This is a genomic window from Mucilaginibacter sabulilitoris (genome assembly GCF_034262375.1).
In the GTDB taxonomy this organism is placed as follows: Bacteria; Bacteroidota; Bacteroidia; order Sphingobacteriales; family Sphingobacteriaceae; genus Mucilaginibacter; species Mucilaginibacter sabulilitoris.
The window spans coordinates 5132066-5143970 of sequence record NZ_CP139558.1; the positions used below are offsets into that span (position 1 = coordinate 5132066).

Here is an 11905-nt window from a genome sequence, read left to right on the forward strand (position 1 = left end):
TAGTTATTTTTAAAATTTAACTTTTATACCTGTAGTGAATGTTCTGCCCAAACCATAATATACGTTGAGGTTTGCAGGATCACCTGTTGCACTTGCATCAAAACCATCTGATATAAATTTGGTATTCAGCAGGTTATTTACATTACCAATAAGTGATGCGTCAAGCCCTGCCAGTTTAAATTTGAATTTCGCATTTAGGTTCCAGGTAGAGTAATTCGGCAATTTATATGGGTGGATGCCTGGCACTGTAATATTGGCAAAGCTGAAGCTTGAATAGTAATTACCAAAGAAATTATAGTTTGTACCTAATCTTAAATCAGGCAAAACGTTAATATCAAGGCCGAACGCCGCAGTGGTTTGTGCAGCGTCGCCTACTTTAACTCCCTTTACCAAAGCCGCTTTAACGGATCCTATTTGTTCATGCTGATCGTTAAATACGGTAGCCGGACCGGTATTTTTGGTATAATACCAATCGCCATAAGAGAACATACCATTTAAGGTAATGGCTTTAATTGGCTGGTAATGTAATTCCAGTTCAGCTCCCTGGTGCATTTCGCTAACACCTGAAATATTTACGCTATATATCTGGTTAGTAGTATTATCTGTATATGAGTTTGAAAACGATTGGTCCATGTATGAACTGCGGTAAAGGTTCAGTTTGGCTACTAAGCCCGATGTTTTAAATTGGTAACCTAATTCATAGCTAAACAATTTTTCGTCTACAGTTCCGGTATTGATACTGTTTGTGAACTTCTGGAACACATTATCAAAATAAGGCGGTTTAGTGATGTAACCAATATTGGCAAACACGTTCATCTGATCATTGATGTTATAGTTTGCACCACCTTTAGCCTGGTACGTGAAAAAATTCACATACTTACTTGACTGATTTGGATCGTTGTTCAGATAGTTATAAAGGTCGACACGTTTATCGCCGGTTCCTGAACCTGATAAGGTGATAAAGGCAGAAAAATCATCCTTAGCGTACTCAGCCTGGGCAAATACGCCTCCGGATTCCACGTAATCTTTATTGTAATAATCTATCTTATCGCCAACTACCGCACGGTGATTCGGGTTATTGATATCACCTGATCTGCTTCCGGCAGCATTACCGGCAGTATACTGATCAAATACATAATCGGCACCTAACAAATCTGTAACCTCTTCATAATGGGTACCTTTATAATACCTGAGGTCAAAACCTGCAGACACATTAAGATACCTGGCGACAGTAGTATTATAGGTACTTCTTAAACCATACCAGGCATGATCATTATGTGAGGCATAAAGATAGGTTGAAGCAGAGCCATCAGGATTAGCCGCATTGGCTTTTTGAACCGCGTCAAAGTCAAATGGTGAATAAGCATTACTTACCCTTGGTGGAATAGTTGAGCCACCAACTGGCGCACCAATTGAGCCACCACCGCCCGTACCGTAAGTAGCATACAACACGGTCGACAGACTTGAATTGTCGTTAATAACCCAGTTATGGTTTAGTGAAAATACAGGTTTGCTGAAAAAGTTGTTATACGGATTGAATTGTTTACCATCCTTAACGCTCAGATAGTAGTTCCATTTAATGTCCTGAGGGGCATTTTGATATTCAGCTATAGAGCGCTCAGGTCTTTGCCCGTGTTTTTGTGTTGCTCCCATTACGGAGAAAGAGATGGTTTGTTTTGGACTTATTACTTTAGACAAGTTGAAAAAGTAGTTATAACCTAAAAAGTTGAGTCCATCGGCAAATCCGTCACCTTTGGTCCGGCCACCCTGGAACGTTGCCGCCCAGCCATTTTCAGTTAGCCCGGTTGATACTAATACTGAGGTTTTTTCATAACCGTCGCTGCCTATGGTTTGTGAAATATAACCACCTTTTTGAGTGTCGGTGTTGCGTGTAGTGATATTGATAGTACCACCAAATGATGGGATAATGATTTTTGACGCACCTAAACCACGTTGTACCTGCAATGAAGTGGTAACATCGGTAAGACCCGACCAGTTTGACCAGAAGATTGATCCGTTTTCCATATCATTAACCGGGATACCGTTAATAGTTAAGGCTACGTTACCTTTTTTTGAACCGCTTGAAAAACCACGGATGCTGATACGTGAGTCGCCAAACCCACCGCCTTGCGCTGTAGCCATGATACCCGGCGTGCTCTGCAATAACTGCGGGATATCACCTGTTCCTAATTTTTCTTCAATAAACTGCTGATTTATGGTTGAAACCGCGATTGGCGTTTTACGATCAACTGCAACGTCGCCGGTTACCACAACTTCGCTCATGGCATTGGCGCTTGCTTTAAGTTGAATTTCGCCAAGGTCGGCATTGCCCGAAAGAGTAATTTCTTTGGTTACATAACCTATATAAGAGATAACCAGCACTGTACCGGCATCCGTGCCTAAATTTAATTTAAAAGCACCGTTTAACCCGGTCGAGGTAGCTTTGCCCCCGCCCTTTACACCTACCGAAGCTCCGATAAGGGGCTCTTTAGTATCAGCATCAATAACCTTACCTATATAAACTGGAGCCAGCATTGTTTGCGTATTTGCACCGGTAGCTGTTTTATCCTGCTTTTCTTTAACCACAATGGTATGGCCAACAATGGCATACGTTACGGGCTGTCCTTTAAATACTTTTTCAAGCACTTTTGTTAAAGGTTGCTGCTTAACGTTTACCGATACCTTGTTACTGCCGGCAACCAGTTCTGTTTGCATAAAAATGTCATAGCCGCTTTGTTGTTCAATTTTATTTAAAACAGTTTCGAGGCTTACATTTTTTTCGGCAAGGGTAATATTCTGGCTAAAACTTGCGGCACTAAGATGAAGGCATACTGCAAATAATAAAGCTGCGATAAGTTTAATGCGCATAATAAATTTCCTTTTTGTAGCCGGATTTATCCGGGAAAAACAATTGGTAATCTTATTAAATGTATTTACCCGCCTGCTTTCACATACAGGCGCTGGAAATGTAGAAAAATCCATATTTTTGTTTGGGTTGTTTAGTAAAAAGTGTATTAGTCAATATGATTTATATTGTCAGCCCAATATTTAGCCGGAGGAGTGCTCGCAACACTTTCCGGTTTTTTTGTGGGCCAAACCTGACAACCGGCCTTGCGGGCTGCCATAATTGGTTCGTTTTATGATTTTACAATAATTTTCCTCCCGTTAATTGTGAAGTTTATACCGCTTGTTTTAAGTATTTCAAATATTTCTGAAACAGGCACATCTCTGGATATGCGCCCCCTGTAATGCTTTTGAGCCACATTACCCTGGTATTCCACATCCACATCATACCATCTCGACAACTGGCGCATAATGGGGCGCAGCTCGGTATTGCGGAATAGGAACTTGCCATTTTTCCAGGATACGGCCTCGTCCAAATCCGCACCTTCCTTTACGTTAATAGCATTTATGGTGTTTATTGATTGCTCACCCGGTTTAAGTTTGATGGTTGCTCCGCTGGTGCTGCTCATTACTTTTACACTGCCTTCGAGCAGGGTGGTTTTTGTAACTGCCTCATCCGCGTAACTGTTAATATTAAAGTGTGTACCTAAAACCGTTACTGTTTGGGTCGCTGTTTTTACAAAAAATGGTTTAAGCGCGTTTTTGCTCACTTCAAAATAAGCTTCGCCGGTTAACTCGACCTTACGCTCATTGCCAGTAAACGCGGTGGGGTATTTTAATGACGAAGCCGCATTTAACCAAACCCGTGTACCATCTGGTAAAACAACCTCATATTGCCCGCCACGCGGGGTAGTTAAAGTGTTCATGGCAACAAGCTGGGCTACTACCGGAACCTGGTCCGCCTGGCTGCTGGCCGTAACGTCATAAATCACTTTTCCACTCTGGGTTTTGTTAATGATTACGTTTCGCTGGCTGGCAATTTTACCGTTTTTGGTATCATCAAGAATTATTTGTGAGCCATCGGCCAGGGTTAATACAGCTTTGCTGCCACCCGGTAAAAGATCTTTTTGCTGATGGGCTAAAACTTTTTGCTCATCACCCTTTTTATACTTGCTCAGGGTAATTCCCAGGGCCAGCAGTACAGCTATAGCGGCAGCGTAACCCAACAACCTTCCGGTTATCTTTGGTTTATCTTCAGCACTTTTAAATCCTGTTTTTTTAACAATATTTTTCCAGGCTTTGTCTTTATTGGTTGCCGAAAGCAGCTCCAATTCATTGTTAATATTAGCTTCATCAATTAGCTTTCTGAATAATTCCTGGTTGCGCTCATCTGACTGGAGCCATTGCTCCAGTTCGTTTTTTTCCTGTGCTGTGAGCTCGTTGCGCAGGTATTTTGCGATCAGACTACCCAGGTCAAAGTATGGTTTATAATTACTCATAGTTGCTTTTCGTACATAAAGACACCTTACCATTAAAAAAGGATAAAGTGATGTGCATTTTTTTTAAGTTTTTGTGTGTGTTATTTTTGAGCTTCTAATACACAGCTTTTTTTGTATTAAGTTCCTTTCATTTTATGAAACATTATTCACAAACGAACAGGTAATGTATTGGAAACGGACAGTTTATTAAATCAATTCATTTAATAATTAACTCAATAACAACAACTTAAATGATTGGCATTGAGATTGTAAATTTATGGGTGGCTGGTAAATAATTGTTTTACCCTTAGCTGGGGTTGTTATGATATGACGAGATCAGTTCCCCAAAAGGAGGTTAAGCTTCACCGGGCATATTGATAAAGTTTTTACGAAACGGTAACATTTTAAAACAAAGAACTTTCAAACTAATTCACACTGAATAAAAATGTTTTTTTTTTAAACAAACGTTTTGTTAACCTGTCTGGTGTCTTCCTTGCTAATGTTGGCAACTGCCAGTGCAATGGCCCAAAACATATCGGGCAAACTGGATAGTTTGTTCATCGATCTTGTTAAAAACAACGAGTTTAACGGAAACGTATTGGCAGCCGAAAATGCCAGGGTTATATATCAGCGTTCATTTGGGTATGCTGATGCAGAACACCAGTTACCCAACACCAGGCAAACCACATTTAACCTGGCATCTGTCTCCAAAATTTTTACAGCGGTAGCAATTCTTCAGCTCAAACAGAAAGGTAAATTAAGTTTTGATGATCCTTATGTTAAGTACTTTCCTGATTTTCCCTGGCCGGCAATCACTATACGGCAGCTCCTATCGCATACCTCTGGCCTGCCCGACAATCAGATATTTGAAAAACCTTATCAGGAAAATCCGAATAAGATATACGACCTGAATGACCTTATCCCTGCTTTTAAAAACGATAAAAGAGGATTGCTCTTTAAACCTGGCGAAAAATTCGGCTATTCCAATACCGGGTTCGGGCTTCTCGCGCTTTTGGTAGAGAAGCGCAGCGGATTGAAATTTCAGGATTATTTAAAAAAATACATTTTCCGGCCAGCCGGGATGGTTCACACCTATATAGAAACGCCGCTTGTTCCCGTCGCCGATCCTGGCAGAGCCGTTCGCTACGAATTTCTCAGTTATGAGCCGGATCGTTTAAAAAGGGTTGATTCAGTAAAAAAGGACCGAATTCAGGCGGTCATTCTGGGTGCCATCTTAGGGCCCGATTGTGTGGTAAGTACTACACACGATTTGCTAAAATTCGATCAGGCCTTATATGGCAATAAATTGCTCAAGCCCCAAATATTGCAACAAGCCTTTGAACCGGCGGTTTTGAATAACGGAGAAAAGGCCATCATGGGCTGGGCCAATACAAACTCCTATTATGGTTTGGGCTGGATGATACTCTGTGATAGTACCTATGGAAAAGTTGTCTGGCATTCGGGCGGAGATCCGGGAGAAGTTACTGTTTTTTTAAGAAATATTACCCGAAAGCAAACTGTTATAGTTTTGGATAATGTAACGCACCGGAGCCTGCATCCACAAGGAGTCAATGCTTATTATTTATTAAACGACGGCCCTGTGCTGACCTTTAAAAAATCACTTACGCGGGCTTATGCCGATCGGCTGGTGAAAAAAGGTGCTGATGCAGCCGCAGTACTTTTTAACGAATTCAAAACAGATACCGCACATTATTACCCGATGAATGAAAAGGAACTGAACGCTATCTGTTACGATATGCTTGATGATGGTTATAAGACAGAAGCATTGGAGGCCTTAAAGCTCAACACCTTTTTATTTCCCGATAGCTGGAATGCCTACGATAGTTATGGCGAAGCATTGGCAAGAGCAGGAAAAAAAGAGGAAGCTATGATGATGTATAAAAAATCAATAGCCATCAACCCTGGTAATACCGGAGGTAAAAATGCACTAAAACGATTGGAAATTAAATAGTATCTAAAATGTCGAATAATTTAGTTCTGAAGGGGCGGTTATGATAATGTTTAGCGATAGGAGCCGCTTACTTTAACAGAGCAAGGGTAAGCATCAGGAACCAGGTAAACATTTCGGGGGTAAGTTTCATCCTGAGTAACTGCAACGCTCTTTGCTTTTGCTTTTTTACCGTATTTATTGACATATCTAGTTCTTCGGCAATTTCATGGTTCTTTTTACCATCAAAAAAACCCATAACAGATATTGTCTTATAGTTGGCAGGCAGCGCATGAACGGCCGAATGAATTTCGGCAATCGCTTCGGCAGTAATTATTGCTTCAATTACAGGAGGTTCTTCAGGCTCAGTACCACCTTGCTGCTGTATATAGCCTTCTACAACTTTATTATGCCTTATAGTATTAAGACTCGCGTTACGAACGGTGCTGTACAAAAAGTTTTTTATGGCTATTTTATCCTGCATCACCATTTCGCGCTGGTTCCAGTATTTTATAAACGCGTCCTGAACAATGTCTTCGGCCTGGTCTTTATCCCTTATCAGTTGTAAAGAGAAATAAACCAACCTGTCGTAATATTCCTTAAAAAGTGCATCGAGATCAATATTTTCAACTGATCCGTCTGCATTACTTTTGTGCGTAAATATTCCTTTTACAATGCTCATCTATCCTTTGCAGAAATAATTAATTGAGCATTATGCGCAGCATTATTGGTGATGCATAAATACCCGCCTCAAAATTGAAGTTTACGTGTTCAATTTAAGTTAATTCAGGATTAATAAATAACACTTAAGAAGTAACTTTTCAGTTGCAAAACAAAGGGCAAAATGAACAGCTATTACCTGCAGCAAACTTCGGCCATTTAATAAGGCATTTACAATAGTAAAAAAGGAAGAAATAATATTTCTTCCCTTTTTTAAATTAATAGTCGAGCACTTCGCACCGGTAGCCGCAATCATTAAGCAGTATAATGATACTTTGCGGCTGTATGTATTCTCCTTCAACCCGCAAAACCTTATCGCAGTCTTCCAGGTCAAAATTCACGCAACTACCTGGTATGTGCTCCTTTAATTTCCGGATAAGCAGTGCCGACTGTTTAATATCCTGAACATCCGTTTTAAAAACTTCAACCATTTTATTAAACTTTACTGTTGTTAACTTTTTCATTGTTGTTAAAACCGGTAATTAATACCCGTTTGCACCGCGATGCCTGTTTTCTTCAATTCGGCCAAGGGAACTCTTTTATTTATATCATTAAACGGTACCCAGTTTACCTTTTGATCTTTTGAGTACAGGTCAAGCTGTTGTGTAAAGTTATACCCCGCCGCTATCTCAACCGAGAAGTTTTTGGCCAGCATGTAATTATAGAATAGCGTACTTTTAAATTGTTGCACCTGGAAATAGTCGGAATTCATTTTCTTCGACAGGCGGTAAGAGCCCCCTCCTATACCAAGATCCCAATTTATGCCCATCGAACTTTTACCTGATAGCTGGTATTTTAATTTCTCGGAAATAGGCAACGTACCGCTAAAACTAAGCTTATCGCTGATGTTCCAGTCTATACCAACTATTGGCACCAGTACAGTCCCGAAAAATTGCTTTGAGAACGCCGCGCCTACAGAATAAGAGAATTTATCGGAAGTTCTGATTTTTAGCATCGCTGCGCCCGAATAAAGTATGTCCTCGCCCGAAATATCCTTCAGATCTGAAGATAACGTTGGCACGACAGAAACCAACAAGGCATATTTGGGCGAAAATGCTTTTTGAAAAGTAAGCGGTACCGAAATGGCATGAAATTTAGTGCCGCCATACTGGGAACCTGCACCAGAAAGAAACAGACCGCTGTACCCAACGCCGGCAAGAAAAAAATCAAGCTTACCATTTTGCATTTTTTTATATACGGGCAGCGTAAGTGCGCCATTTACCTGTTGTATATTCATTTTTTTACCGTTAACGGTAAATGGAGAGTAAGTATAATCGGCTTCGAACGAGCCTAACTGAATGGATGCCGGCGCTGGAGCGCTTTGCTCTACCGGTGTATTTTGCTGGGCCTGTGCAGATAATTTAAAAGATAATAAAGCTATTACTACGATTAAATACAAGATTCCTTTTTTCATAATGTGTTGTGGAGTTATTTTTTTGTTATTTTCCCCTTAGAACACATTAATCCTGAATTACCCTGACTCCTATTTTAAAAAATATTTTTTGGATAGCCCTAATGTCATTATTTGCAGTCTATAATGTCCTTTATTTATAGTTAATCATACGTTTTTTAGAAGATGTTAGAAATCAGGAAGCTATATTAATTGGCAAAAGTTCACTTTTACGCTACGGGTTACAATCTATCTATATTTCGTAGGATAGGTCCAGGAAAATCGTTCTCATTGCAAAGCCGGTAAACAGGAGCTCCCGTGCAGCATTTCGAAACTCTGCTTGAGCGGGATTGCCATTGCTGGCCGAGTATGATAATGAAATGCCTATCAGCATGAAAGCTCAACAATATTTGATTAGATAACCGTTAACACAATTCGCCTACCGTTATTTGACTTTTATTGCATTCAATTCTTTTTCTCTTTGCGCCTGCAAATTTTCCAGGTATTTTCTCGGATGTTCATCTTTGGCAGATGCCAACATGTCTTTAATTATCGCCACCTCAGCCACCAGCAATGCTTGTTCCTTAGAGCTAACGATGTCAGGCTGCACCCCTCTGCCTTCCCAGTCTGTATGTGTGACTGGATTGATCGAATAACTGAAGGGAATACTCGCGCTAAAATGATTGCCGATGCGGTAAGGCCGTGTGCCGTGTGCACCTCCGCCAGTGGCTTCGCCAATGACAATTGCTCTTTTCTGTGCCTGCATATTGTAAGCAAAGTCTTCACCAGCCGAAAATGTATCATGGCTAACCAGAAGGTAAAGCTTTTTGTCGGCCAACCGATTACCGGGTACAGTAGGGAGTGTCCAATATTGGCGCATCGTATGCTCGTCATTGTTAACCTGATCGGTCATGTGTGTCTCTTCTTTAAAAAAGTAGCTTTCAACCAGTATCACGCCGTCGGGCGCAAAGCCGTGATTATCGCGCAGGTCGAGGATGATGGCATCGGAATTTGCAAGCATCGCCATTGCGCCTGCCGCCGTTTCCTTAATCCAATCCCCCGGCCAAAAAATATTGAGCCTGAGGTAACCGATATTGCCGTCAAGTATCTCCAATTTACGAAAGGCAAAGTTATCATTGGCGCCTTGCCTGCGAAAATCGTCAATGACCTGCTGCGATGGTGGTGCGCCCGGCTTCTCATTCGGAATAACATCAACAGAATATTCCACCCCAAGGTGCCCATCATGGCTGATCGAATGGAGATCTTCGGTAAGCATTTTTGCCAGTACGGGACCGCTGCTAACAGTGTCATAAACGTGTGCCCGCATCCGCCTACGGACGGCATCAGTCATCTTTTTTGCGACATCCGGATACACATAATGGTTTTCGATTCGGGTAAGTAGCGTATCAATAGTAGACCTTTTATCGGCGGGGCTTACCTGTTGTTGTGCATATACTACTGATAAGTTCAAAATCATAAAGATTATAAATGAAAAAGTTTTCATGCAACAGTGATTACAAGGTTAAAAATGCATAGTTCATGGGTAATTGGATGTAAAATTTAAAAAGCATTTACAATCAAATACAATGATTAAGCTTTTCCATTTAAAATGTTTATTCCGCTGCCACCTGTCATTAAAGCCAGGTTATGCGTCCATTCCTTCCAGTCATTCAACGTATCCATTAGCTGCAGCTTCGTTTCGTAATGGTTATTGTACTGATAGTTTTTTGTGCGACGGGGTTGCAGCTTTTGTGACAAAGAGGTTTGGATATAGCTGTTATTCATCCCGGCCGGTAAAAAAATATGATCGCGCGTATAGGCAGCAAGCGTTTGACCACTTACTTTTTCGACAAGTAAGGCCAAAAAATGATAGCCCAAACTGGAATAAGACCATTTTTCACCTGGACGGGAAGGCAAAATGTGCCCATGGCTATAAAGAATAACTAAACCCTTCTCCTTGAGTTGCAAAACCACGGTAACAGTAAATAGCTTGGATACGGAAGCGAGTTCGAACTGGGTCTCGGCATCATTGGGTACTTTAGCGGCCATATCACGGTAACCAAATGATTGCTGGTAGAAGATATGGTCATTCTGCGCCGCCAGCACATTTCCATTCATCTCATAATCGGCTTGTAAAGCGGAATAATAGCGCTCTAGTGTTTTACTTATAGGCTGGACAGAAACGGAGGTACAGTATATGAGCACCCCAATAACAACGGCAAAAAGGATAATTGGCTTACGCATAAATGATCAGGCTGATATTATAAACCTACGAAATCAATGCCGCAACCCTAAAACACTGTAATTCAAATATATAATAAAAAATTCAACATACGGATATGTTCGTAAATGATACACCTGCCGCACGGAAATATTACATTAGCAATATTATAGAAACAGCCACCTTTTGGAGTGGCTGTTTTGTTTTAACTCAGCGCGTCTGCCGCAAATTGCCTGCATATTTTTACCTCTTTTATGGCGTCGGAACCATCGGGTATTTTATACTCCTGTTCTATAGTAACCGGAAATTTATAGCGATTCTTTTTTACGATCTGTAACACTTCTTTTATAGGAGTATCGCCCTGCCCCCATGGCTCATTCGGGCCATCGTGGAATTTGCGGTCCTTTAAATGCATGCTGGTAATGCGGTCATGGTATTTTTCAATAAAAGGAATAGGGCTGCTGCTGGTGCCTGCTACATAATGGCCAATATCCAGATTTATTCCGTTGTATTTCGACTGGCTAAGAGCGATATCCCACAATGTTGGGGTAGCTTGCGTATGCGCGTGATAGCCCACCATCATTTTATGCTTGGCAGCTATATCACCAAGCCTTTTGGTTTGGGCTTCATCGGGCAGCTCAACGGTAACATGGGTTACACCAAGCGCCTTACCAGCGTTAAAGGCATAATCAATTTCGGCATCACTGTTGCGGGCGCCAAGTGCATTCGGTTTCCAGGCATAAATGGTTATTCCTGCGTCATTATACTTTTTGCGCAGCGCTTTAAACTTATCCATTGGGGCATTAGCGCGCCATTCGGCGATCTGCTTATTAAAAGCTTCTGCCGCGGTCTTTTCCTCAGGAGTTTGTGGTCTGCCGTAACCGCCGCCTTGTCTTGTTGGGGCTCCGGCATAAGCTTCGGCGGCATCGCCCATCAGCTCAATAGCATTTATATTACAGTCGATACAGTATTTAAGCAGATCTTCGGCGGTAGAAGGCATGCTGCGGAACGAATAGGTGATCACCCCTATCTGCACCCCATTAATAAGGGAATTAGGTTTATCAGCCTTGTTAAAACCCTCAGCGAATACCGATTTTGAAAACAATAAAAGGCTAGTTGCGGCAATGGCGCTGCTGCCAATAAACTGGCGCCTTGATAGGTTATGTTTTTCCATACTATGTTTTTCGTGGTTTACTAATAAATTGGTTTATACCAAAGTTATTAATTTATTGAACCTCGCAAATTTTGTATTGAAACTGTTACCAGAAGCTCATACAAATAATAAACCATACCTTCCAAATAGT

9 protein-coding genes are annotated in these 11905 nt (G+C 41.2%); 1 reads left to right on the forward strand and 8 read right to left on the reverse strand.

The genetic code is table 11. The features are described from left to right. Window positions 1-9: 9 nt before the first annotated feature. On the reverse strand, window positions 10-2868 hold the full coding sequence (locus tag SNE25_RS22125; RefSeq protein WP_321561186.1) for a TonB-dependent receptor domain-containing protein: 2859 nt from the start codon (window positions 2866-2868) through the stop codon (window positions 10-12). Between the two features lie 269 nt (window positions 2869-3137). Beyond that, window positions 3138-4343, reverse strand: coding sequence for a FecR family protein (locus SNE25_RS22130; RefSeq protein WP_321561187.1), 1206 nt, complete (start codon window positions 4341-4343; stop codon window positions 3138-3140). A gap of 499 nt (window positions 4344-4842) precedes the next feature. On the opposite strand from SNE25_RS22130, the gene SNE25_RS22135 reads away from it, so the two are divergent. Beyond that, complete coding sequence (locus SNE25_RS22135) at window positions 4843-6294, forward strand: serine hydrolase domain-containing protein (RefSeq protein ID WP_321561188.1); 1452 nt, start codon at window positions 4843-4845, stop codon at window positions 6292-6294. Between the two features lie 67 nt (window positions 6295-6361). On the opposite strand, the gene SNE25_RS22140 is transcribed toward SNE25_RS22135, so the two are convergent. The 6 genes from SNE25_RS22140 to SNE25_RS22165 form a co-directional block, all read right to left on the reverse strand. After that, complete coding sequence (locus tag SNE25_RS22140; protein ID WP_321561189.1) at window positions 6362-6952, reverse strand: RNA polymerase sigma-70 factor; 591 nt, start codon at window positions 6950-6952, stop codon at window positions 6362-6364. A gap of 256 nt (window positions 6953-7208) precedes the next feature. After that, entirely contained in the window at window positions 7209-7454 is a 246-nt protein-coding gene (locus SNE25_RS22145; protein ID WP_321561190.1) for a hypothetical protein, read from the reverse strand. Between the two features lie 5 nt (window positions 7455-7459). Then, complete coding sequence (locus SNE25_RS22150; RefSeq protein ID WP_321561191.1) at window positions 7460-8404, reverse strand: DUF6268 family outer membrane beta-barrel protein; 945 nt, start codon at window positions 8402-8404, stop codon at window positions 7460-7462. A 421-nt stretch (window positions 8405-8825) separates the two neighbouring features. After that, window positions 8826-9884, reverse strand: coding sequence for a S41 family peptidase (locus tag SNE25_RS22155; protein ID WP_321561192.1), 1059 nt, complete (start codon window positions 9882-9884; stop codon window positions 8826-8828). A gap of 86 nt (window positions 9885-9970) precedes the next feature. Beyond that, window positions 9971-10624, reverse strand: a complete 654-nt coding sequence (locus SNE25_RS22160) for a serine hydrolase domain-containing protein (RefSeq protein ID WP_321561193.1) — start codon at window positions 10622-10624, stop codon at window positions 9971-9973. 182 nt (window positions 10625-10806) lie between these two features. After that, window positions 10807-11775, reverse strand: coding sequence for a sugar phosphate isomerase/epimerase family protein (locus SNE25_RS22165; RefSeq protein ID WP_321561194.1), 969 nt, complete (start codon window positions 11773-11775; stop codon window positions 10807-10809). Window positions 11776-11905: the final 130 nt, after the last annotated feature.

Excerpts from the sequence above, each read along its gene's own strand:
- SNE25_RS22140 (WP_321561189.1), bottom strand. The coding sequence starts at position 6,952 with ATGAGCATTGTAAAAGGAATATTTACGCACAAAAGTAATGCAGACGGA.
- SNE25_RS22155 (WP_321561192.1), bottom strand. The coding sequence starts at position 9,884 with ATGAAAACTTTTTCATTTATAATCTTTATGATTTTGAACTTATCAGTA.
- SNE25_RS22130 (WP_321561187.1), bottom strand. The coding sequence starts at position 4,343 with ATGAGTAATTATAAACCATACTTTGACCTGGGTAGTCTGATCGCAAAA.
- SNE25_RS22160 (WP_321561193.1), bottom strand. The coding sequence starts at position 10,624 with ATGCGTAAGCCAATTATCCTTTTTGCCGTTGTTATTGGGGTGCTCATA.
- SNE25_RS22125 (WP_321561186.1), bottom strand. The coding sequence starts at position 2,868 with ATGCGCATTAAACTTATCGCAGCTTTATTATTTGCAGTATGCCTTCAT.
- SNE25_RS22145 (WP_321561190.1), bottom strand. The coding sequence starts at position 7,454 with ATGAAAAAGTTAACAACAGTAAAGTTTAATAAAATGGTTGAAGTTTTT.
- SNE25_RS22150 (WP_321561191.1), bottom strand. The coding sequence starts at position 8,404 with ATGAAAAAAGGAATCTTGTATTTAATCGTAGTAATAGCTTTATTATCT.
- SNE25_RS22135 (WP_321561188.1), top strand. The coding sequence starts at position 4,843 with ATGGCCCAAAACATATCGGGCAAACTGGATAGTTTGTTCATCGATCTT.
- SNE25_RS22165 (WP_321561194.1), bottom strand. The coding sequence starts at position 11,775 with ATGGAAAAACATAACCTATCAAGGCGCCAGTTTATTGGCAGCAGCGCC.